Here is a 21065-nt window from a genome sequence, read left to right as displayed (position 1 = left end):
CAATCTTACAAACTGCCCTCAGAAGAGCTTGTTGTAAAGGTTGACCGTATCAACCAAATTCGCCCTAACAGAAGAGCGCGACTTTAGCTTTGAAACGGTGCCCGCTCTGAGATCAAGCCAAAGAACGTCTTCGGCTGTACCATTGTCTCTTTGTTCGGCAACCATACCAAGCAACTCCTGAAGTGCATTGACCTCGGGCCGAGAGTATTGTGAGGAATAGATGAAGAGTCTCTTTCTTCCGTACCTGGAGTGCTCCACTTCAGCGTGAAGTGTTACTTTGACTTCTCCTCCACCAAGTCGAATCCGGTAAGGATTTGAGTTCCGAACATTTTCGCTGTAGATTCCGGTGAAGACCTTTCTGTTCTTCGACATGAACAGATTAAAGCCGTCCTTCATGGTCTTAATCATGGAGTCGGTAGAGAATCCCGAGTTGTACCCGTCCAATTCTTCAACCAAAACGGCTTTTCCTGATCCTGGAGTTTCCAGTTCGGAGATGATCGCCTTCCGAATAGGGAGGTACTCCAAAACTCGATACTTCTTCTCTTCTTCTAGTTCTCGAATTTTCCGCTCCCATTGAGCGGCTGGTTTGTCGTGCAACTGGCTAATCTCCAGTGCTGAGGGAGTCCGTCGATTATCTGCGAGTGCTAATGCCATTTTAATTTTTCTCCTTGTCTTGAGTGGTCGTCTCAGAAACGGGTGCTTCGTTGGCAATCCCGTAGGGCACATGGCCCGATGGTGTAGTTCCCATTGCAGGGTTGATATGCGCGAGCTGATCGTCAAAGAAGAAATCAGGCTGAAAAACGTCCAAGAACGGTCGCTTTTCTAGGCCATCAAGGAAGAGGGCCTGATCTACCTGAATTCCCCAATGCAACAGAGTTTTTAGTGCTCTTTCATGTGCCGGAGCACCACGAGCTGTTACAAGAGCCGTTTTGATTCGGCATCCTGATCCTTTGGGTAGTGAGTTCTGTAGAGAATGGAGTGCGCTCAGAAACGGTTGCAGAGGGCCTGGGGGAAGGGGGAGGGACGCGTTCTGAACTTCATGAGTCATGAATGCCTCCAGCTTTTGCTCCTTATAGACTCGCTCTGCTTGGTCGCTGAAAAGCACCGAATCGCCGTCAAATGCAATCCGCAGTTCGTTTGGGTGAGGATCGTCACCAACGACTCTTGGAAACACTGTCGCGGCTGGGATATTCATTTCGAGGGCCTTTTTCACGTCTTCAGGTTTTGCGGAAAGAAACAACTTGGCTTTAAATGGTTCGAGATACAAAAAGGGATCGTCCCCACGAACAAACGCACCTCGTGTGAGGGCTAAATTGTGATGTTGAGCACTTCGGAAAACTCTTGCTCCACTGATCGGGTCATTTCGAGAAATGACCACGACCTCAGTACGTTTGGTTCCGTCAGCGTTCATCGAGAGTAGCTTTCGGCAAAGCTGGAAGCCAACAGAAGGTTCGGCAGGAATCTCCCACCGCTCTTTTTGAAGTTGCATATATCTCTCCTCTCGCTCGGAGTGGTCGCCAGAACTCTCATCAAAGATTTTGTTCTCCTCCTCGAAGTCAAACAAAGCTCTTGAAGAAATGGCAACCACAAGAACGTTTTCTAGCGACTTCGCCACTTAGTTCTCCTCCTCGTCGCCGGAGGGCAACGCCTTTAACTCGATTTCTTCGAGGGATTTGAGATCTTGCCCAGCGATGCCTTGAAGATCACCGATCACACCAAAACAAGCTTTCAAAACCGTTTCGTGTTGCTTCTCCCGCTGATTAAAGGCTTTGGTAGCAGCAATCTTCTCTTTGATAAGTTGCTTTTGCATTGTCACGAATGTTTCGACAATAGCCCCAAAACGACTCTTAAAATCTTCTCCCATCAGGTAGCTGTAAACAAGAGTCGCTTTTGATTCAATCCCTTCTGCGGCCTTTCGTGCCTCCGAAGTCTGGAGAATCCCTTCACGAATTGCAATTGCAAGAGCAACTGCGTATTGCGGCTTTACAATCCACACCCCCTCAACCATGTCAAAAGTGTCAACTCCAGCAGGGGTCACTTGTGAAACGATGATTGCCACGGTTGCCCGTTCTTCTCGTTGATCTTGCTTGAGTTTTTGAATCCAATCCCCACCCCAGTTCTGAGCCCTTTTTGTCTCCCAGAGAATCGAACCACAAGGTTGGGACAGTCGGTTGTTGACAACCTGAAGAATGTCCGCTCCTCGTTGGCCTTTTTTGACCGGCGTGAATTCATCCGTTCGGAACTCTTCACCAAGCTTGGCTTCCAAATCCAATTCAAGGGCCTCACCTTGGAGTTCTTGAGATGGCTTTGCCTTAAGTTTCTCGTTGAGTTCGTCAATGGTCTTTCTTGCTCTATCGAGTTCGACTTTTTGAACCTGGAATTGCGTGTCAAACTTCTCGGAGATCGACTTTTGAAGGTTCGCTGACTCCTCTTGGATAGCTTTACTGATTGCAATTTGCTTATCAAGCTCGAATTGATCCTGCTTTGCTTTGAGTTCGCGCTTCTCTTTCAAAAGGTCAGCTTGCGAGGCCTGAAGCTGTGCGATCTGTTCTGACTTTGCATCAAGATCAGCCTGAACCGACTGCACCTGCTTCTCTGCCTCTAGCTGGGCGTCCTGTTTGGCCTTTTTGATCAGGTCTGGATATTCGGCCTTGAACCGTGTGGCAAGTTGCTCTGCAACCTGCTGTTCAACGAGCTTCGCTTGTTCTGCGGCACTTTGCTTCAGTGCCTCTTCTTTCTCGGAAAGTTGCTTTTCGCGTTCTCGGTGCTTCGAAAGGAAGTCCGACTGCCACGCTTGGAGGGTGGCTTTTGCTTCTTGCTGAAGCTTGGAGAGAATGCTTCCCGCAATCTCAAATTCATGGTCACATGCTGGGCAGGTGACGACGAGTTCGGTAGAGGCCGTATCAATGACGGCGAGTGCTGAATTAGATGTTGTATTCATTATCAGTTCGGTCTAGGTAGATGACAGAACCAATTTGAAGCAAGCAATCTTGCCATATCATGTAAGTAAAGGGTTTACATTTCTGTAAACCTACCGTCATAATACGGAGGCCTGTCAAATTGGTTCGCCAGATTGGTCGGGTTCTCTGTTAGCGCAGAGAAAAAATGAAACTCGATTTCGGCCCGTTACCCGTATGGGAGCGGGCCAAATCATTACAGAATGACAGAGTGACGTCAGGCAAGTCAATACATGACTGAAATTCTCTGAAATTCCTCAACGAATCGTGAAGCCATCATTGGTCTACAGAATCTGATTCGGATTGAGTGCAAAGATTATACCCGGCAATGTCAACGGTTCTTGACACAGGGATGTAGAGCTTTGGCTAGTATATTTAGTCTGCTTTATACAAGTGTTATCTCAAAGCATCGTTTGGGAGCATGATTCGGCCAAAAGCCTTAACATTTTTGGAAACAGTCCAGGGCTACCCGATGTTAGTCCGAGGGAGTTGTAACGTAGCCCTTTAGAATATCGACTGGATTCACTTTCAGGAGTCGGCAAAGTTCGATCAGCTCAAGGGCTTGAAGTTGTCGTTCTCCACGCTCAATCTTGGAAACATAGCTTTGTGGCAAGTTTAAAAGCTTTGCTAACTCCCGCTGGGACACACCAACGGACTCTCGGACCGAACGCATATATGCGCCGAATCGGACATGCTCAATATCGGAGATTATCTTGTGTCTGGCTGGCAACATCCAGAAGCTGACAGTCGGATGAAACCTAATTAAGGTTCTTTTATGTAAAATGAACCTGTAATGGGTGCTCTTCTTTGTGCTTCGATTCTCTCCTTATCAAGTGCTGTTTCCTACTATCAAGAGCGGGAGAAGGAGCCGCGAATTGAGGTGCCAGAAAATCTAAAAAAGCAGTTCGAAGATTTTAGAGACCAGTTAGAAGACAATACTTCCATACAGACCCGAAGTGAGACCCTCTTCACTCGAATCAAGACATGCACCAAGTCTGAATTTGGATTCGAAACAACTTACCGCCGAAAGAGTATTTCACCACGATCTGGAACAACGACCTTAGTCGTGACCAGAACTGCGACGATCCCCTGGCAGAATGTAAAGGAGCTAAAGGTTGAACCTCTCGAAGGAACCAAGTGGTTTGAAGCTCAGATTCTATTCACGGGGGAATTAGAACTGAAAGAGGTTCAAAAGATTGCTGAGGTTAAACCAAATGATCCGTCGGAGATTCAGCCCCGTGAGAGTAAGAAGCTTGTAAAGTCCGTGTCGTTTCAGTTTGAGAAGCGTTCGGATGCTCGGAAATTCACGGAAAATTTTGAGGCCCTACGGCTCCAAATTCTGAAGTAGTTACCCCATTAAAATCTTAACGAAATTTTGCGGAGAGTGGGGTGGGGGGAAAGAGCGGGCCCGAAACCCCCACTACCCCCGCTTTCCTTGGCTAGGTGTAGCCGTTGCCGTAAAACCGCTCATAGATGAGCTTTGCCATTTGGATTTCCTGTTCGGCACTGAGTCTCACTTTGTTTCCGAGGTTGTCAACGGCTTGCCCCGTCCATTCTCTGTTAAGATGTTCAGGAAGAAAACCAGATTGCTTCAATGCATATCTGATTGGGAGATGCTCTCTTCGGTACGGAGCAACACGAAGTAAGTAGTTCGCGCGTCGTTTCCTTTCGTGAAGGATGTCAACACTAGGTACATGAAAGACTCCATCTACAATCATTCGAGCAATCTGGTTTAGCACTTTCTTGGATGCAGTTCCAACGACTCCGTTTGGGAATTGGATCGAACCCGTCCATTCTCCTTCGTGTAAATGTGGTCTCATGCCCTGATGAAGAATCATAAGCTGTATGTCTAAATTCTCTTTGACTGTAGCGGCCTGAGTGATTAAGATTTTGCCCAGGTTCTTTTGTTGACGAATATGTTCTGTTTCGTTCTTGACTTGCATTTGAATTGTTTCCCTCCCCGATCTTCGAGGATTCGTTGATTCTGGAAACCCCGTTGCTCAGTTCTGAGCGTCAAAGGTTCCGTGTTGCCAAGGGTGATACTTGGCGTTTTTTGTCCTGTTCTGGTTGCAACTGGGCAGAACCCGGTGGACTCCGGGTTCTCTCTAGATTGGTCAAAGCAATTCACCTAGATAGGATCGTCTTCGCCGATGTACCCGGTTGCAACCCTTTTCCCCGGTTTGACTGCATCAGCAAGCCAATATCGGAATCCTTCGTCACTCTGCTTTCGACAAATTCTCTTTCCAAGAATCACTTGATCTCTCAGTTTTCCGAGAAGTCTTCCAAGTTGGACTCTTGCCACCGTCGGAGAGAGGACATCTATTTCGGGGTAATGGTTGCAAGCCATATCCTGAAGGTCTCTTGCTCGAACGAGGGATTTGCCGTATCTGTCCGACCACGCCTGAATGAACCCTTTGTGCTGTTCTGTTTCAATGTCTGATTGTTCAAGGAATTCCTCACGATTACTGAGAAATCCAGGGTAACCAGCGAACTCAAGAATTCCACCAACGATTCGGCAGAAGTTCTCAAAACTTCCCATGAGAGGTTCGGTCTCTGAGTACTCGGCTTGACCAGCCTCCACCCAAGCTTTGACGATGGTTACAACCGCTCCTAAAAGTTGGGGCCGATTTGATTCCGCAAATCGCTTCAAATCAGCGTGTTTGAAACCACGTCTGGAAGCTGGGTTTTCGTCATTGGGGTTTATCCGAATGTTGATACATCTTCGAAGCTCTTCCTCAGTCCCCTCGAAGTTGTTTGCTGTTGCTCCCCAGGTACATCGAATTGGTAAGTGAGGGGTCTCATTCCGTCCGAGTAGACGATCCTTCCAAATACAGTCCGGTGCAGTTAGAGCCGTGTTGAGTGCTTCGCTTCCGAACTTTGCCAGATTATCGAAAAGTCCGTGTGTAACTCCCTCTTTGAAAAGCGAAGTTAATCGCTTTCGCCATTCTTCCTCAAATTGGGGGGCCGATGTGAACGCTACTGCATCGCCAACGAACACTCTTGCAAGCGTTGTCATGAGAAGAGTCTTCCCGCTCCCCGGCTTGGGAGCGTTGAAGAGAAACATTGGGGTTGGGCCGTGGATCATTTCCCGAACAAACGGTGTAATCAAAAATGCGACTGCATGAGATTTTGAAGAGCCATCTTCAAAAGGGAAATCGCAAATCAAGTCCTCGATCAGATCAACGGCCCTTGCAACACCTTCTTTGGAAGTGTCCAGCTTTGGCAATCTCAGGCCGTCCCGGATGAACAAGAAAACCCCGGTTTCTGGATCGAACCCCGGCTCTGAGATCAGCTTTCCATCTCTGGAAAAGAATGGGGAAGTGGCAATTCCCTTGATTGATGGAATTCCCGGTAGCTCAGGTCGTGCTGTTATCATTCGAGCAACAATATCTGGGGGATTGACAATCCTCCTTCCACTGGAACTCACACTCACATAGTTCACACACTGACTCAGACGGTCAATGATTACATCCTTGGTTCCGTCTTCGATTTGAGGAAGCATGACTCCATTGACTTCACACCGTTTGAGCCTAGACAACCGACTCCCATAAACGAACAGATACGGAGGATCATTTTTGTCCACCAAAGCCTGAATCGAACTGTCAACCATTTCTTCGAGGCGTTCTTCGTGGCTTTCGATGGTTGGAAGATCAGCCCGAATTTTGAGCTTTCCACTTCTAAACCTTTGTGTGAAAGTGACTAACTCCTCTGGCGTTCCTCCGTTTGCAAAGTAGTCGTCCAACCCAACCTTTTCTCCGTTCGGCCCGGAAGGTATGAAGAGTCTAACAACCGTAGCTCCTAAACCTCGCAAGTAGCTTCTGAGCTTATTTGCCGCGTCGTTTACATGAGCATTTTCGATTGAATCGGAATCAAAAGCTATGTAAACTTTGCGACGCTTTAGCTCGATAGAATCCCACTCGTGATTCCTAAACTGCCAGACGCCCAGGAGAGCCACACAACAAAGGCCCTTTGAGGCCGCTGAATCGGCCTTCTTTATTCCCTCAGTGACAAATAGGGGAACGGTTGCGTCTTCGAGATCATCTTTGCACCTTGGAGGGCAGTCAATCGGTACCTCGAAATCAGCCGGAGCCTCATACTTGATGAGCTTTCCTTTTTCGCCATGACGTGGTTTGTCTGGACGGCTGACAAATTCAGCTCCGTTCGGATTGTCCCCGACTGGGTGGAGAGGAATTAGAAGTGTTGGAACTAGGGCCTGATACCAAGGAAAGCCCAAGTTCTTCAACTTTTCCTGTTCCGTTACGGTTTCGTAGCCTCTTTCGGCGATCACTTCTTCTGAGATTCCAGAAGACTTCAGTTGTTCGAGGTGATCAGGCTTAAGTTGCCCAGTAGTTGATTGAGTAGGTTTGCGAAATTTCATACACGAGAGTTCCTTCTTTCGGCTTACACAACAACTGAGTGCTTAGAGCTACCCGCCTAGATTATTGTTGTGGATTCCCGATTCGCCGGAATCTGCCGCTAGAAGTTCATATCTCTCACTTCTGAATAGTTCACTGTTTCGCCAGCAAACACACTATCCTTTCGGTTTTTGGCGGAATACCTCAGTTTGACAATTGCAAAGGGGTTTTCCCTGAAGCATGTATCATTCCTTACTACACAAGTATGACAGAGCATGGTGAAGATTTCAACCTATTTCAGCTTTACAGGCCGCCAATCGAGCAAAAGTCGTCTACTGATTAACGCCGACTATAAATTCATTGACGGAAACTTTTAAGAACAGGGTATAAATGGATAGTAGGGTGTTTTGATACACCACTTCGTTCGACATTATCGGGAGTCAAAACCGCCCGAGTGCTGAACCTAAAAAGCATACGGTTAGCTCAGTGGTAGAGCACTTCGTTCACACCGAAGGGGTCGTGGGTTCAAGTCCCGCACCGCCCACCAATATTTCAAACCCTTCGGGGCTGTTCCTGCCGAGCCGAACCGGGCTCATAGTACGCCTCCGCCAGAGTGGTGATTCCTGAGTCCGTCTCACCCATCCAGAAGAGGTGACCGGCTTCGGTGACGTGTTGGGCTACTACTTTACGGCCGTCGTTGATGGTGTAAGTCTTGCCACGAGTTGCATCTCGCTTTTGCCACTCAGTGGCAAGGCTGCCCCAATTGTCGACGCAGAGCAAGCAGCGTCCAATTGCGAGGAGGATCCGGTCAATTGCCTCTTGAGGAGTGACTTCAACTCCTTTCGCGACAAGCAAACTTGTGGCTCTGTGTCGAAGTTCATTAGGAAAATCTGTTGTTGTTAAGTTGAGGCCGAGGCCGACTATTGGGACCCCGTCCACAACTTCGGTCAGTATTCCTCCGATTTTCATCCCCTCCCATACAATGTCGTTTGGCCACTGAACTTTGAGGTCGAACTCGGTTGCTACAACTACCGCCAGCCCCATGCCTACCAGATACGGACTCGGGTGGTTTGTAAACTCGTCGAACCTGAACGAAGCAGCAAGGGCGGTTCCTGGTTCGCAGAGCCATGACCGTTCGTGGCGACCTCGACCCTGGGTTTGGTTGTCCGTCCAGATGACTCCAGCATCCTCAGAAGACTTCATAAGATCTTGGGTGGAGGTTGCCGCGGAAACAAATACTGTTGGACCGTTAGGTGGGTACATGGTTAGTTGAGCTCTAGATGGAAAGGAAGGGAAGGTGCAGAGTGGGTGAGAGCACCCACTGAAATGACATCGACGCCGGACTCGGCAATGGCTCGTACCGTTGACAACGAAACTCCACCACTTGCTTCAAAAAGAGCTTTACCTTGATACAACTCCACGACCTCGGCCATGACTGCGGGCAACATGTTGTCCAAGAGAATGACGTCTGCGCCAGCGGCGACTGCTTCGGAAACTTGCTCCGGGTGGTCGCATTCGATTTCGATTTTGTAGAGGTGTGAGATCTTGCCTCTTGTGGCCTTTACTGCGGACTCGATTGAGCCGTGGGCTCGTATATGGTTATCTTTTATCATCACGGCATCGTAGAGACCCATTCGATGGCTGTGACCGCCTCCACACCGGACTGCGTATTTTTGAAGGTGCCGCATCAGGGGAACAGTCTTGCGAGTATCAACGATTCTTGCTTTCGTGCCATCGACAGTATCGACAAAGAGACTTGTGAGAGTGCTGACGCCGCTAAGCATCATCAGATAGTTCAGCGCGGTTCGCTCAACTTGGAGTGCTCGGTTGCCTTCGAGGCAACCGCGGGCAATCATTGTTCCGGAACCCACCGGGGCACCATCAGAGACAAGGCACTCGGTGGTCTCGCCGAAAAGGTGGGAGACAATGCCGACGCCACATGCAACTCCCGTCGCCTGGGCTTCGATGTACCAGTTGACGAGTCTGCCCTCCGGAATTGCTGAAGAAGTGATATCACCCGAGAACACGTCTTCATGAAGTGCGGCCTTAACATGGTCTTCCCAGCCGAACGGCTGCGGCTCTTGCCACACGTTTTTCATCAGATTGCCTAATTTACCAGAAGAGTCAAGTAGCTTCTGGCGCCGCGGCACGTCTAGATGTCAATGCTCACTCTATTGATGGTCACGGCGATGCTTCCGGAGGCGAAATCACAAAACCTCTCTCAGATTTCGGAGCAACTCAATCTCAAGACTAAGCGACCCAGCATGGTTGTTTCTGCTGGCCCATCGCAGTTCTCGGTAGACAGCGGAGTCGCGGATCCAGATGCATTTGTCGACCCAATCGTCCGTCTTGGTTCGTTGCTACTCAGAAGCGATATGACCGTATTGCGACCGACGATTTTGCCGGAAAGCAATTGGGGGATTCTGAAGCCCTTGGTTGGTGCCTCACAATCGACGAAGTCTACAGAGGAGGTCGTTCCCGGTTCTGCAATAAAAGGTGGAAAACTAGTGTTCTCATCCGCCTCGGGATCGGTCGTCAGCCTTCGCACACTGGCTCCACTCAATCTGGGCAAGCAAATTCAGCTAGCCGGTTACTTTGTCGGAGCCCAAATGTCTCCGTTCAAAGTAGCGATTTCAGCGCCTGGTGGAGTGGATGGAGTTGTCTTGGCGCAGTCCCTGGCGACCGGGCTGGGCGGAAAGTTTCGGGTAACGGACACCGCTTGGATAATCGACTTCGACGCCGCGTCGTGGCGCCGCAGCTTCTCGGTGTTGCTATCAAAAGCTCAAGAGGGGGTGCGTAAAGGCACGAGCCCGAGCTCCCAGCCGGAATACGACCCGTCGGGCGGTCAAGTATACGAATACCAGCCGCAAATGCCCAGCTTAGCCAAGAGTAAGGAGAGTCGAGAACTAGCCCTCAGCTTGCTGAGCCAAACTGTCGGAGTACTTAGTGATAGCCTGATCGAGCAAACTTTTGCTTACTCGAACACGACGACGAGGCTTAACCTCAACAACTATCCTGGTCTGAAACGTCCGATTGGAGACTTCATTCGGTCTCTCAGCGAGAAGCAATCCGGAGGCGCAACAGTAACCCGGCCGGGGCAGAGTGGTGCTACCCTCCCGCCGAATATTTTAAGCAGAATTGATCCCAACCGACCCGGCGAACTGATCATTGAAACAAACTTCCGAATTTCCGTTGAGCTAAACCTGAAAGGAGTTCGAGGTGGAGATAGCCAAGAACCGCTCAAACTTCAGATTCTCTGATAGAGCGCAAGGGCCTTACGGTGAGGAGCAGGAATAGGAAGCGACTGGATTGCGTCCAATGGGTGGAGCACGTAACCTTCCATGGCTGACTCGAGCCGAACTAGCTTGACGTCTGCTTTGATCCGGTGGTTTGTGATAGAGTAGGTCAATCGGCCGAGGTCCTCCACCCAGCCTTCGGTGGGCTGCTCGTCAACGGTTGGTAATAAGTACATCCCGGCCCACCACTCGCCGGCGACCGAGTGCGTTAGGTGGATTTGCCCGTCGCATATGAGAACCCACATTGTTTGGTTGAGTCGCTTGATTTCGGGTTTTGGAGAAGCTACCGGAAGTTCATTTGTTAACCCCCGAAGAAATGCTCGACAATTCAGCTTGATCGGGCAAGCTGAGCAGCTGGGTTCACGTGGAGTGCAAACGGTTGCTCCGAGCTCCATGAGGCCCTGGTTCCAATCTCCTGGAGCTGACGGAGCGACGTTCTCTTCTGCCCAGCGCCAGGCAGCTTTAGAGAGGTCGGGACCCGATGATCTGTCGCCGTTGAGGCGCGCATAGACTCGCTCGACGTTTCCATCGACTAGGGGAACCGCTAAGTTGTAAGCGATGGAACATATCGCTCCGGCGGTGTAGTCACCGACGCCGGGCACCTTTTTCCAGCCAATGACCTCAGATGGAAAACCGTGTTCGACGACGTGTTTTGCACCTGACAGGAGGCTCTTTGCCCTGCGATAGTAGCCGAGCCCCTGCCAGAGTTGAAGCGCTTCCTCTTCGGTTGCCGCAGCCAAAGAGCCAACGGAGGGGAAGCGAGCCATCCAACGCTCATAATAGGGCATCACGACGCTGACTTGGGTCTGCTGGAGCATGATTTCACTCACCCAAATGGCATAGGGATCTTTGGTTCGACGCCAAGGCATCGGGCGTTGATTCGCCCGAAACCAGGGGAGGAGCTTTTCGTGGAGGCTATTCAAGCCCAATCTCAGCGAGGACGGCTTCGGGTTCGGCGGCGTCGGTGAGGGCCCGTCCAATGACGAGGTAGTCGGCACCATCGGCGATCGCCTGTGCCGGAGTGCCTACTCGCTTCTGATCATGGCTCGGGCCGCTGAGGCGAATTCCCGGCGTGACAATGATTCCTTGCTTACCAATCACTTCTCTGATCGGCTTGATTTCGAATGCGGAGCAGACGACACCATCGAGCTGGAGATTGATGGCGTCGGCGGAGAGTTTCACCATATGCTCTTCGATGGTTCGGTTAACACCAAGATGCTCGGTCAGCGTGCTTTGGTCAAGTGAAGTGAGGACTGAGACGCCAACGAGAAGCGGACGCCGCTCATCAGAGTATGCGTTTGCCTCTTCCACCGCGGCACTCAGCATCGCCGGCCCCCCGGTGAGATGAAGGGTCATCATCCAGACGTTGTGCTTTGCGGCTTCTCGAACGGCTAGACCGACCGAGTTGGGGATGTCGTGGAACTTGAGGTCAAGAAATACTCGTTCCGCACCGGCGTCTTGGAGCTTGTCAATGCACGATAGCCCGTTCGGAAGGGTCAGTCCGTGGCCGATCTTGAAGGTGTTCACCCAAGGGCTGAGGCGGCGTACGGTGGCAATGGCCTCATCGAGGTTGCCGGTGTCGAGGGCGCAGATAACCTGTCTTACCATCGAACAGCCAGCGTACCCGGTTATTCTGCTCGTTGAACTGCGGATGCCACTCGCTTGAGTTCTCGGCTGACGACGGTGGCGGTTTTGGCATCCATCGCCGCAAGAAGGGCGGCGGACTTTTCGGCATCCATCTCGACGAGCACAGGAGCTAGTTCTGTTGGCGTCATGGCCTTTGTAATCTTGACTAGGCCCTCTGTCGGAATCTCGTTCCAGACGGTTGCAAGTTTGATTGCGCCCTCTTTATCGTTCAGTGGAGCTTCGGCGATGATTGGAGCCTTAGGTTCCTCAACTTTTTTCTTTGGAGCGGCTTTGGGTTTCACTTCCGGCTTTTTGGCCGAGGCTGCCGCTGGCTTCTTGGGTGTCAGACCAGGGATGTTGATTTTGCCCAATTTAGCGAGAACCACCACGGCAACAGCGGCGAGGACAAGCACGACGACGAGGATGATGACGATCATCAACCCCTTTTTCTTCGTCTTCTTGCTTCCTTCAGCCATTATCGTCGGTTAAGTTTCGCGGTGATTTTGTCCACGTAGTTTCTAGTTTCGGCAAAATCTGGAATCCCTTTAGCTTTGTCAACGTTTCCGGGACCGGCATTGTAGGCCGCGAAAGCCAGGTCAAGGCGGCCTGGGTAACGCGCGATCATCTGTTTGAGATACTTCGTTCCGCCGGTGAGGTTCTCGTATGGGTCGAACGGATTTGTGACTCCCATTTCGCGCGCGGTGTCAGGCATGAGTTGCATGAGGCCCTTAGCCCCAGTGCGGGAAACATCGTTGATCTTATAGTCGCTTTCGGCTTCCACCACTGCTCTGATGATTTTCGGGTCTATATCTTGCTCTCGTGCAACGCGCTCGATCATAGCCTGAACTTGTACTTTTGATCCTGGCCGACCCGGATCGAACGGAGCCAAACCGTCTTCCATGTGCAGATCTGGTGTGCCATTCCCAATGTAGCCTTGCATCCGCATCGGAGGCTTGGCCGCTTCCTTCATTGCCTTTTTGAACTCGTCGGGATCCTTGACACCGAGACGCTCTCTGATCTCGTCCATCCGTTGCCGAACTGCTTCGGGACCTTTGGGTTGAAAGTCGATGTCGAAGCTCATGCGGCGACTCTTTGTTGGGTAGCAAATTCGTCGAGAGCGTTTTGCTCTCGCCTTTCCATAATGGTTTTGAACTCATCATAGGCGCGTTCCCTGAGTTTCTCCATGACTGACTTCTCTTGGCGTTTGTCTAGCCAGACAGAACGAGCTTCGTCTTCTTCTTCTTGAAGTGTATAAATCAGAAGCCGCTGTGCTCGCTCGTTGTCGTCGAGCTTTTGGAGGCGGAGTTCAAGTTCTCGTCGTTGAGTCAGGTCATCGGCGCCCATTCCGAGGAAGGTTCGACGGGTTCGGTCGATCTCGTTCAGCTCTGATTCGGCTTCATAGCGGGCGGCCTGCTTCTCAAGGAAGTGGTCCTTTGCCCATTTCTCCTCCATCTCTCGGTACTCCAGCACGCGCTGGAGCCGAAATTGAAACGCTGTTTCCGCCATATGCTTCTCTTATTGGCAGTTTTAGTAATTCCTGAAGAGAGTTGTGAGAGTTCAAGGTACCCCCGGCGTCTCGCCGGGTTCCGGATCCCGGCGAGACGCCGAGGTTACCTTGCTAGATTTTCCAGTGCCGAGCCGTCCACGCGGCAAATCTTCCACTCGTGCATGAGCTTTGCTCCCATGGATTCGTAGAAGTCGATGCTTGGCTGGTTCCAATCCAAAACGCTCCACTCGAAGCGTGCGTAACCGTTGTCAATTGCTTCTTTAGCTAGGTATTTGAGCAACGCTTTTCCGTACCCTTTTCCCCGATGTTCCGGTTTGACGAAGAGGTCTTCGAGATAGATTCCGGGTTTGCCTTTGAATGTGCTGAAGTTGTTAAAGTAAAGCGCGAAGCCGACTGGCTCACCTTGGTGCCAGCAGACCACGGCTTTCGCCTTTGGGGTCTTGAAGAGCCACTGCTCCAATTGGTCATCGGTGATGACGCATTCATCGCGCAACTTTTCATAATCCGCCAGCGCCTCAATGAGGCGACGGATGATTGGGATGTCTTTTGGGGTGGCGGGAAGGATTTGCATCGGGTCTTGAGTCTTTAGTCTTGGGTCTTGAGACGTGCGAGCAGGGACTGCTTCACCTCGGGCCAATCCTCCGCCATGATGGCAAACCAGGCGGTGTCGCGGAACTCGTCCCAAGGGGTGAGGCGGTGCTTTTTGAAAACGCCCTCGGGTTTGGCTCCGAGTTTGAGGATGGCGGCTTTGCTGTGAGCGTTGCGGTCGTCCGCTTTGAGGGTGACTTTGATGCAGCCGAGGGTTTCGAAAGCGTGGGTGAGCAGGAGGAGCTTTGCTTCGGGGTTGAGGGTTGTGCCCCGGCGTTCTTCGATGTACCAGGTCATTCCGATTTCGACCTGGCGATCGATTTCGCGGATGTCAAGGTAGTTGGACATTCCGAGAATCTGGCCAGTTTGGAGGTCTTCGATGACTTGGCCGTGGATGGTGGGGGTTTCGAGGATGTAGTCGACGAAGGGTTGCCAGCCTTCGGGGTCTTGGCTGGTGGGGACGCTGGTGACGTAGTATTTGAAGGTGTCGAGGGAGGTGATCCCGGCGAGAAGATTTGCGTCTTCTCGCCGGAGTGGGCGGATGCGGACGGTCCGTCCGGTGAGAGTGGGGAAGTTGAATGGCATTTAGGAGTTCTGAGGTGGTGCTAACCGAGCCCTTTGGCTTTGATATCTAAACCAGACAATATCTCGGATTGTGACTTGCCTTGAGCCCAAAAGTCGCAAAAAGCCATCAGGACCGAAAATGCAATTTCACGTGACAATTTTGCAGTCTCCATCTCCACTTGGGTGATTCCACTATGCACCATCCTACTTCGTGCCTCATAGATTTGTGCCAGATTTGAAGCTACGATCTTTCTAAAAGCTTCTGATTCGTCCTTGAGCAGCCACAGTAAGCGGGTCTCCCATTTGTCTTTAGTATTCTGGCTACCAATCGGGAACAGGAGTCGCTCCGTAGAGATCACTGCAAACATCAATGCTTCTGACGGGATGATCGAGATAGTCGACCTGCTGAGCCACCAAATTGCCGTTCGCACCGACTCATCAGTGGTAGTCAAATTTACATCCGAGAGAAACAACCCTGAGAGTTCCCCCAAAAAACATCGTTCAACAAGATGTCTAGTCATCTCTTCGGTGAGCACAAAATGTTCATCCCATCCACGACGACTAAAGTTGTAGCTAATACCAGTTTCTGACTTCGAAACCGTTCCGTCCATTGAGACTGAGACATCACAACTTGGCATTGTATTTCGTGTCCGATCTTCCCGGCGGTCGACGAACCAAGCGTAGACTTGCAGCAGGGAACAGGCGGCTCGAATATCCTTTAGTGCCAACTCAGCAGCGGTTGCGGGAGTGGCGGATACTTCGAAGGATGCGGAGCAGCCCGATTTTGGAAGAATTTGTTCGATCCAAGGCGTACTAGATACGAACAATTGTTCATGTTGATCGGGTGGGTGTGCGGAGGACTCAATATGCCTCTTTGACGCGCCGAATATGCGTTCCCTCGTGAGTGCTATTGGTTCAAATCTAACAGAACCAACGTTGATCACCACTCCCTCAAGGTGGACGCCAGGTATGTGAACCGTGACTTCTCGAGGTTCAACTCTCGCTCTCAGCGCTTTTAGAATGGTCTTGACGTTTTCTTCGCACAGAGGTGCAGGATTAGGGGAACCCCTCCTCTCGCGAAGCCATATCTCGCACTCGTCTCTGACCTCACCTGGGCTAACTCGGGCAAGGGTCGCATCACTTCTCGTTTCTTGAATGAAGCTCGTCAGAGCATCGGCACCCTGGTCGTAAAGGTAGAAACATGGTCTCGACACTTCTTCGGGCTTAGGTACTTCAGGCTTTGGCGGATGAACGCCTGCAGGAGCAAACGAGACTCCAAGTGAGTCTCCGCCATAAACGTGAACAGAATTATGATGTTTGAAGTCGGGAAAGCCATCGGCACTGTTATCCAGCATTTGCTGTAGGTACAAGACCAGATTGGACTTTTTCATTTAGAACTTACTACATCAACGACATCGGCATAATGACGCAGAAGTAGCTGGACTCTTCGTCGCCGGACTTGAACACTGCAGGGCGGGAGGGTTCGGTCATTTCGACTTTGACTCCGGGGCCGCTGATGGGTTCTAGGGCGTCGAGGACGTACTTGCCGTTGAAAGCGATTTCGATCTCGCCGTTGGACGAGATGATTGGCAGTTCTTCCTTCGCGTCGCCTTTCTCTTCGGATCGAGCAACGATTGTCAGGGTCTCTTCGCCACCTTTGAATCGGATTCGGTTGGCACTGTCTCGAGCAACGATCATTGCGCGCTTAACTTTGCTACCGAGCTGGTCGGCTTCGATGGACCAGGTTCGGGTTGTCTCGGCAGGGACGACGCGCTCCCAGTTGGGATAGGTGCCCTGAAGGAGCTGGGTGACGACTTTCGCGGAACCAGCATCGACGCCGACGCGTCCTGCGCCGAACTCGAGCTTGACCTCGGTATCGTCGGAAACCGGTAGAGCCTTGATCGCTTTAAGAGCTTTCTCCGGCACCACTGCATTGACTTCACCGCCAAGACCTGGCTTGGTGATCTGTCGAACTGCAAGTCGGTGGGTGTCGGTTGCTACGAGAAGGAGTCGATCGCCGGTGTAATTGAGCATTACGCCGGTGAGAAGCTGACGGTGTGGATCTGTCGAAACCGCGAAGATGACGGAATCCACCGCCGAGCGAAGCTCGCCGGCAGGAATCTTGAAATCGCTCTCGCCGCCAAATGTGGGGGCGTCGGGGAAATCGACAGGATCCAACGAGTGCAATCGGTACTCGGAAGCCCCATGGGTGAGCAAAACGTTAGTGCCGTCCGAAGTGGAGAGGCTGATATCGCCGTCGGGAAGGGAAGAAACAATGTCCACGAGAAGGCGGGCCGGAACGCAGATTGCGCCGGGCTCTTCGACAACGCACGGCAGTGACCTTTCGACCCACATTTCGCCATCGCACCCGACAACGCGGATGGTGGTGTCGGTCGCCTCGACCTTGAGGGTCTGGAGGATGTTGACCGATGTGCGGGTCGAAGCGGCCTGGCCAGCGGCGCTGACGGCTTCGAAGAACTCTTTTCGTGGACAGGTGATTTTCATCTGGTTGGTCTTAGCCGGACATCGGCAATTGGTATTGAAGGTAAATCGGTTCGGGAGCGCCCTGTTGCATTTCCCCGGCTCGCGCGTAGATTTTCATAAGGATTCGAGCGTGGGTTTCATCGGTGTAGGCCCCGTTGTCTTCGTTCTGCAACCGGGTGACGGTCGCGCGAAGGGAAGTCATGTCTGCTTTGAGGGCAGGATCGTTTTCTGCGGCCGATTCGAGTTCGGCGTTCAGGTCTTCAGCGAGCTCTTGGCCCGCGTACATATCAACAAGTTTGTTGTAGATGGTGTTCATTCTTGTGTGCCTCCTAGCTTGTCACGGAGCGCCCTACGTCCTCTGTATAGGCGAGATTTCAGTGCCGGAACACTGATTTTCAGAACCTCCGCTGCTTCCCGGGCCGCCATCTCTTCGAGATCACAAAGCACTAATGGCTCCCGGTATTCGGTGGGGAGTTCGGAGAGAGCTTGCTGGACTGTGATGCGCAGCGTTGACTTCTCTTCGGTTCCCGCGATTGATGCGTCTGGGGGCAGCTCCATAAGTTTGTGCTGCCGCATTTTGTCGATGCAAAGGTTCCTTGCGATGCGGAAGAGCCAGGTTCGAAATGCACCATCTGCGCGGAGTTCGCCTGATCGGCGAAGGACGCGAAGGAAGGTTTCGGCAGTGATGTCTTCGGCATCAGAACGGTTGCCCAGCATTCTGAAGGTGTATCGGAAAATCCTTTCTCCGTACAGTTCATAAATTCCACCCAAAGCCTTGGTATCGCCCTCATTGAGAGCGGTAAGCCAGCGCTTTTCCTGGAGGGAATCGTGATTGGTTTCACCGGGCATGGTATAGACGGAGCGACCCGCTAGAAGGTCGCAAAAGAACTTCTTATTGTATCACTTCTGGTGATGTTGCGGGGAAGTTGTTAGACGTGAATCAAATCGTCGCGACCGAGGTTTTGTCATAGATTTCAGTAATTCTGCAAACAGCATGAGGGTGGGTGGCCTGCCTAATGTGGAATTCCGCTCCAATGTAGAGGCGGGGGTGCACCTCGCGCTCACAGAGCTCAGGATTGAGAGGAGTGAAGCCGAGTTCGTGTCCGTCACGCTCTGCGCATGGCCATATGCAATAGCCCCTGTGGAACTCGTCTGGGAAAAAGAAGTCGAGTCTATGGACCATAGGAACTGTTCGATATCGTTCCGGGAGTTCTTTGACTTCCGCCCAAAACCAGACTTCAGGCTTCGAGGAGCTCATATCGCGTGTTCCGCCGTCTAGCCTCGTACCCAGCATCTGTGATCAACCGCTCAAACTCCGTTGCGTTCAGGATGAACTTGTTTCCGGCCGCCGAGACGACATTTTCTTCGATCATAACCGAGCCGAAGTCGTTGGCGCCGTAGCCGAGGCCAAGTTGGGCAATTTTGGGACCCTGGGTGAGGATGGAGAGTTGGATGTTGTCGAAGTTGTCGAGGAAGATTCTGCTCACAGCCAAGGTGCGGAGGTAGTCAGCGGCGGTGGCCTTGGCGGGGATTTGGAGCATCGTTTCTTCTGGTTGGAATGACCAAGTGACGAAGGCGCGGAACGGCTGGCACTCGTCTTGGAGATCACGGATTCGACCGAGGTGCTCAACTCGGTCCTCTAGCGTCTCGACATGGCCGAACATCATGGAGGCCGTGCTTCGGATTCCCATCGCGGAGGCGGCGCGCATGCAGGCGAGCCACTCGTCGGTGGTGTCCTTGTAGGGCGCGATAATCTTTCGGACACGGTCGACCAAAATCTCGCCACCGGCTCCGGGAATCGAGTGGAGTCCACTTGCTTTGAGGCGGGTCAGACACTCTTCTAGAGTGATCTTGCTGATGTGGGCAATGTAAATGATCTCCGCCGGGCTGAGGGCATGGAGAATGACCGAAGGATACTCCCGCTTGATCAGGGAGAAGATGTGCTCGAAGTATTCGATCTTGAGCTTGGGATTGAGACCACCCTGGAAGAGGATTTCGACGCCGCCCTTGTCGACAGTGTCCTTGACCTTTGCCAGAATGTCTTCATCGGAGTGGAGGTAACCCTCCTCATGCCCCGGAGTTCGGTAGAAGGCGCAGAACTTACATCGAACCCAGCAGACGTTAGTGTAGTTGAGGATTCGCCCCACGATATAGGTGACGACCTTAGGGTCAGTGCGTTGTTGTCGGCGAAAGTTGGCGAGGGCTGCCAACTCGAGTGGATTCTCGTGATGGAAGAGAAACAGAGCTTCATCGGCACTGATCCGCTCGTTGGCGTAGACCTTCTCGGAAATCGAGTCGATAGAAATTGCGTCGAGAAGTGCCATCACAACTATTCTACTCCCTTGGTTTCAGGAAAGTTTGAAAGTTGAGTTAAGCGAGCAGCGCACGAGCAGGTTCTGGATGGTGCTCGACAATCTCAAGTCGCTGCGCAGGCTTCTTGCGGCGGTCTTGCTTGGGCCATAGAGTTGGCAGAGCAAAGGCCAGCGCGTGCTCGTCTCCGAAAACACCCAGCACAACCTGGCGGTACTGAACGGCTCGGTCAACCAAAATTTGGTGAAGCCGACGACGATCTGCTCGAATTTGCCTTTCTTGGGCGAATGCTTTGTCTCTAGCTTTGAATGCTTGTCGAAGCACCTGGACTCCCGCAGCAAACATCTCGATTGAGGTTCCATCAGGCAGGATAAGGGGTCGAACCGAATTGGCGTGGCGCCAAATCATGAGCGTTCGCTCGACTGGGGCCATGTAGCGAGCTTCGTTGGACCGAGTGTCGGGCAGAGCGGGAAGTCCCTTGGAGAAGTCAGAATCCGGGTAGAGTCCTCGCACCAAATAGGCAAATCTCTGCATTGTGGAGCGCATGTTGTGTTTGTAAAGAGTGAGTTGTGCGCTCGCCTTATCACGAATATCAGTGATGCGTTCAATCTCAGCTGTGAGATGATCGAATTCCACGGCTTTGTTGAGAAATGCGTTGCGATCAAAGTCGCCCTTCAAGACGATCCCTGGGGAAGTGAGACCCTGGTTTGCTGTGTTCCAGTGGCTAAGAATGCGGTCGAAAATGCCCTTGGCGTCGCTCAAATCCAGAATAGTCTGTCTCATCCGTGTGAGGAATACGATACCCGGCAGTAAGTGACGTATTCGTGATGTTTTTAACGAAGTTCAAGCTGTTTCGGTAGCGATTCGAGTACGACGAACTGCGTAGACTTAGGTTCAAATGCGCTACTGGTTGATGAAGTCTGAACCTGACACATATTCTATCGATGACCTTGAAAAATCCAAGGTTCCTGCGATGTGGGAGGGATGCAGAAACTATACCGTTCGGAATATTTTTCGGGATTCGATGTCGGATGGCGACCTTGCGTTTTTTCATCACTCGAATGCCACCCCAAGCGGGATCGTGGGGACGATGCGAATCGTTGGTGACGCGTTTCCCGACCCGACTCAGTTTGATCCTTCCAGCGACTACTATGACCCCAAAGCTCCGGCGGATGGGTCGCGCTGGATTTGCCGAAATGTCCAACTCGTTCAAAAGTTTAAGAGGTTGATTCCAATGAGTGAATTGCGGGAGACCTCGGGATTAGAAAGCATGCTAGTGCTGGCACGAGGACAGCGGCTTTCCGTGATGCCCGTCACCGAAGCCGAGTGGCAAATTATCAACTCTTTGAAAGGGTTGTGAAGGAAAGCAGTCCCGATG

Annotated in this window: 24 protein-coding genes; 3 read left to right on the top strand and 21 right to left on the bottom strand. The window is 51.7% G+C overall.

Features of this window, described 5'->3' with window-relative positions; translation table 11 throughout:
• Positions 1–18 precede the first annotated feature (18 nt).
• The 4 genes from WCK51_13470 to WCK51_13455 all read right to left on the bottom strand — a co-directional run bounded on the left by WCK51_13470 (position 19) and on the right by WCK51_13455 (position 3690).
• A complete protein-coding gene (locus WCK51_13470; protein ID MEI7577898.1) occupies positions 19–654 on the bottom strand; it encodes a hypothetical protein in 636 nt (211 codons plus the stop codon).
• A gap of 1 nt (position 655) precedes the next feature.
• A complete protein-coding gene (locus tag WCK51_13465; GenBank protein ID MEI7577897.1) occupies positions 656–1615 on the bottom strand; it encodes a 5'-nucleotidase in 960 nt (319 codons plus the stop codon).
• Positions 1616–2941 carry a DUF2130 domain-containing protein gene (locus WCK51_13460; GenBank protein MEI7577896.1) on the bottom strand — a complete coding sequence of 442 codons (1326 nt, stop codon included), beginning with the start codon at positions 2939–2941 and terminating at the stop codon, positions 1616–1618.
• A gap of 491 nt (positions 2942–3432) precedes the next feature.
• Positions 3433–3690, bottom strand: coding sequence for a helix-turn-helix transcriptional regulator (locus tag WCK51_13455; protein ID MEI7577895.1), 258 nt, complete (start codon positions 3688–3690; stop codon positions 3433–3435).
• Positions 3691–3750: 60 nt separating this feature from the next.
• On the opposite strand from WCK51_13455, the gene WCK51_13450 reads away from it, so the two are divergent.
• Positions 3751–4305 carry a hypothetical protein gene (locus tag WCK51_13450; protein MEI7577894.1) on the top strand — a complete coding sequence of 185 codons (555 nt, stop codon included), beginning with the start codon at positions 3751–3753 and terminating at the stop codon, positions 4303–4305.
• 91 nt (positions 4306–4396) lie between these two features.
• Here the strand turns inward: WCK51_13450 and WCK51_13445 are convergent, their stop codons facing one another.
• From WCK51_13445 to nadC, 4 genes are all read right to left on the bottom strand, one after another.
• Complete coding sequence (locus WCK51_13445) at positions 4397–4777, bottom strand: hypothetical protein (GenBank protein MEI7577893.1); 381 nt, start codon at positions 4775–4777, stop codon at positions 4397–4399.
• 308 nt (positions 4778–5085) lie between these two features.
• Complete coding sequence (locus tag WCK51_13440) at positions 5086–7335, bottom strand: DUF3854 domain-containing protein (protein MEI7577892.1); 2250 nt, start codon at positions 7333–7335, stop codon at positions 5086–5088.
• Positions 7336–7864: 529 nt separating this feature from the next.
• Positions 7865–8575, bottom strand: a complete 711-nt coding sequence (locus WCK51_13435; protein MEI7577891.1) for a biotin--[acetyl-CoA-carboxylase] ligase — start codon at positions 8573–8575, stop codon at positions 7865–7867.
• Positions 8576–8577: 2 nt separating this feature from the next.
• Positions 8578–9411: a carboxylating nicotinate-nucleotide diphosphorylase gene (nadC, locus tag WCK51_13430; protein MEI7577890.1), complete on the bottom strand. Its 834-nt coding sequence runs from the start codon at positions 9409–9411 to the stop codon at positions 8578–8580.
• Positions 9412–9474: 63 nt separating this feature from the next.
• On the opposite strand from nadC, the gene WCK51_13425 reads away from it, so the two are divergent.
• Positions 9475–10572 carry a hypothetical protein gene (locus WCK51_13425; GenBank protein MEI7577889.1) on the top strand — a complete coding sequence of 366 codons (1098 nt, stop codon included), beginning with the start codon at positions 9475–9477 and terminating at the stop codon, positions 10570–10572.
• Here WCK51_13425 and WCK51_13420 read toward each other — a convergent pair.
• From WCK51_13420 to WCK51_13360, 13 genes are all read right to left on the bottom strand, one after another.
• A complete protein-coding gene (locus WCK51_13420; protein ID MEI7577888.1) occupies positions 10560–11477 on the bottom strand; it encodes an A/G-specific adenine glycosylase in 918 nt (305 codons plus the stop codon). The two genes, WCK51_13425 and WCK51_13420, sit on opposite strands and share 13 nt — an antisense overlap.
• Positions 11478–11523: 46 nt before the next feature.
• Positions 11524–12216: an orotidine-5'-phosphate decarboxylase gene (gene pyrF / locus WCK51_13415; protein ID MEI7577887.1), complete on the bottom strand. Its 693-nt coding sequence runs from the start codon at positions 12214–12216 to the stop codon at positions 11524–11526.
• 20 nt (positions 12217–12236) lie between these two features.
• Positions 12237–12710: a hypothetical protein gene (locus tag WCK51_13410; protein ID MEI7577886.1), complete on the bottom strand. Its 474-nt coding sequence runs from the start codon at positions 12708–12710 to the stop codon at positions 12237–12239.
• Positions 12710–13315, bottom strand: a complete 606-nt coding sequence (locus WCK51_13405) for a lytic transglycosylase domain-containing protein (GenBank protein MEI7577885.1) — start codon at positions 13313–13315, stop codon at positions 12710–12712. Before WCK51_13405 ends, WCK51_13410 begins: the two co-directional genes overlap by 1 nt.
• Positions 13312–13740, bottom strand: coding sequence for a flagellar FliJ family protein (locus tag WCK51_13400; protein ID MEI7577884.1), 429 nt, complete (start codon positions 13738–13740; stop codon positions 13312–13314). The genes WCK51_13405 and WCK51_13400 overlap by 4 nt, the downstream gene beginning before the upstream one ends.
• Positions 13741–13844: 104 nt before the next feature.
• Positions 13845–14312 carry a GNAT family N-acetyltransferase gene (locus WCK51_13395; GenBank protein MEI7577883.1) on the bottom strand — a complete coding sequence of 156 codons (468 nt, stop codon included), beginning with the start codon at positions 14310–14312 and terminating at the stop codon, positions 13845–13847.
• A gap of 14 nt (positions 14313–14326) precedes the next feature.
• On the bottom strand, positions 14327–14914 hold the full coding sequence (locus WCK51_13390) for a GNAT family protein (protein ID MEI7577882.1): 588 nt from the start codon (positions 14912–14914) through the stop codon (positions 14327–14329).
• A 20-nt stretch (positions 14915–14934) separates the two neighbouring features.
• Positions 14935–16284 (bottom strand): hypothetical protein, encoded by a 1350-nt coding sequence (locus WCK51_13385; GenBank protein ID MEI7577881.1) that lies wholly within the window; start codon positions 16282–16284, stop codon positions 14935–14937.
• Positions 16285–16294: 10 nt separating this feature from the next.
• Positions 16295–17398: a DNA polymerase III subunit beta gene (gene dnaN, locus WCK51_13380; GenBank protein ID MEI7577880.1), complete on the bottom strand. Its 1104-nt coding sequence runs from the start codon at positions 17396–17398 to the stop codon at positions 16295–16297.
• 10 nt (positions 17399–17408) lie between these two features.
• Entirely contained in the window at positions 17409–17693 is a 285-nt protein-coding gene (locus WCK51_13375; GenBank protein ID MEI7577879.1) for a hypothetical protein, read from the bottom strand.
• On the bottom strand, positions 17690–18226 hold the full coding sequence (locus WCK51_13370) for a sigma-70 family RNA polymerase sigma factor (GenBank protein ID MEI7577878.1): 537 nt from the start codon (positions 18224–18226) through the stop codon (positions 17690–17692). The genes WCK51_13375 and WCK51_13370 overlap by 4 nt, the downstream gene beginning before the upstream one ends.
• Positions 18227–18615: 389 nt before the next feature.
• Positions 18616–19701, bottom strand: coding sequence for a cyclic dehypoxanthinyl futalosine synthase (gene mqnC, locus WCK51_13365; protein MEI7577877.1), 1086 nt, complete (start codon positions 19699–19701; stop codon positions 18616–18618).
• Between the two features lie 46 nt (positions 19702–19747).
• The gene (locus WCK51_13360) at positions 19748–20470 is read right to left on the bottom strand and encodes a hypothetical protein (GenBank protein MEI7577876.1); all 723 of its coding nucleotides are present in this window, start codon (positions 20468–20470) and stop codon (positions 19748–19750) included.
• Between the two features lie 115 nt (positions 20471–20585).
• On the opposite strand from WCK51_13360, the gene WCK51_13355 reads away from it, so the two are divergent.
• Complete coding sequence (locus tag WCK51_13355; GenBank protein MEI7577875.1) at positions 20586–21047, top strand: EVE domain-containing protein; 462 nt, start codon at positions 20586–20588, stop codon at positions 21045–21047.
• The last annotated feature ends 18 nt before the right edge of the window (positions 21048–21065 follow it).

Source organism: Armatimonadota bacterium (genome assembly GCA_037138755.1).
Lineage (GTDB): Bacteria > Armatimonadota > Fimbriimonadia > Fimbriimonadales > Fimbriimonadaceae > Fimbriimonas.
This window is presented reverse-complemented; position numbering and strand designations above follow the sequence as displayed.

Coding starts and splice junctions, on each gene's coding strand:
- WCK51_13470 (MEI7577898.1), bottom strand. CDS start 654: ATGGCATTAGCACTCGCAGATAATCGACGGACTCCCTCAGCACTGGAG.
- WCK51_13460 (MEI7577896.1), bottom strand. CDS start 2,941: ATGAATACAACATCTAATTCAGCACTCGCCGTCATTGATACGGCCTCT.
- WCK51_13455 (MEI7577895.1), bottom strand. CDS start 3,690: ATGTTGCCAGCCAGACACAAGATAATCTCCGATATTGAGCATGTCCGA.
- WCK51_13450 (MEI7577894.1), top strand. CDS start 3,751: ATGGGTGCTCTTCTTTGTGCTTCGATTCTCTCCTTATCAAGTGCTGTT.
- WCK51_13445 (MEI7577893.1), bottom strand. CDS start 4,777: ATGAGACCACATTTACACGAAGGAGAATGGACGGGTTCGATCCAATTC.
- WCK51_13440 (MEI7577892.1), bottom strand. CDS start 7,335: ATGAAATTTCGCAAACCTACTCAATCAACTACTGGGCAACTTAAGCCT.
- WCK51_13435 (MEI7577891.1), bottom strand. CDS start 8,575: ATGTACCCACCTAACGGTCCAACAGTATTTGTTTCCGCGGCAACCTCC.
- nadC (MEI7577890.1), bottom strand. CDS start 9,411: ATGAAAAACGTGTGGCAAGAGCCGCAGCCGTTCGGCTGGGAAGACCAT.
- WCK51_13425 (MEI7577889.1), top strand. CDS start 9,475: ATGCTCACTCTATTGATGGTCACGGCGATGCTTCCGGAGGCGAAATCA.
- WCK51_13420 (MEI7577888.1), bottom strand. CDS start 11,477: ATGCCTTGGCGTCGAACCAAAGATCCCTATGCCATTTGGGTGAGTGAA.
- pyrF (MEI7577887.1), bottom strand. CDS start 12,216: ATGGTAAGACAGGTTATCTGCGCCCTCGACACCGGCAACCTCGATGAG.
- WCK51_13410 (MEI7577886.1), bottom strand. CDS start 12,710: ATGGCTGAAGGAAGCAAGAAGACGAAGAAAAAGGGGTTGATGATCGTC.
- WCK51_13405 (MEI7577885.1), bottom strand. CDS start 13,315: ATGAGCTTCGACATCGACTTTCAACCCAAAGGTCCCGAAGCAGTTCGG.
- WCK51_13400 (MEI7577884.1), bottom strand. CDS start 13,740: ATGGCGGAAACAGCGTTTCAATTTCGGCTCCAGCGCGTGCTGGAGTAC.
- WCK51_13395 (MEI7577883.1), bottom strand. CDS start 14,312: ATGCAAATCCTTCCCGCCACCCCAAAAGACATCCCAATCATCCGTCGC.
- WCK51_13390 (MEI7577882.1), bottom strand. CDS start 14,914: ATGCCATTCAACTTCCCCACTCTCACCGGACGGACCGTCCGCATCCGC.
- WCK51_13385 (MEI7577881.1), bottom strand. CDS start 16,284: ATGAAAAAGTCCAATCTGGTCTTGTACCTACAGCAAATGCTGGATAAC.
- dnaN (MEI7577880.1), bottom strand. CDS start 17,398: ATGAAAATCACCTGTCCACGAAAAGAGTTCTTCGAAGCCGTCAGCGCC.
- WCK51_13375 (MEI7577879.1), bottom strand. CDS start 17,693: ATGAACACCATCTACAACAAACTTGTTGATATGTACGCGGGCCAAGAG.
- WCK51_13370 (MEI7577878.1), bottom strand. CDS start 18,226: ATGCCCGGTGAAACCAATCACGATTCCCTCCAGGAAAAGCGCTGGCTT.
- mqnC (MEI7577877.1), bottom strand. CDS start 19,701: ATGGCACTTCTCGACGCAATTTCTATCGACTCGATTTCCGAGAAGGTC.
- WCK51_13360 (MEI7577876.1), bottom strand. CDS start 20,470: ATGAGACAGACTATTCTGGATTTGAGCGACGCCAAGGGCATTTTCGAC.
- WCK51_13355 (MEI7577875.1), top strand. CDS start 20,586: ATGCGCTACTGGTTGATGAAGTCTGAACCTGACACATATTCTATCGAT.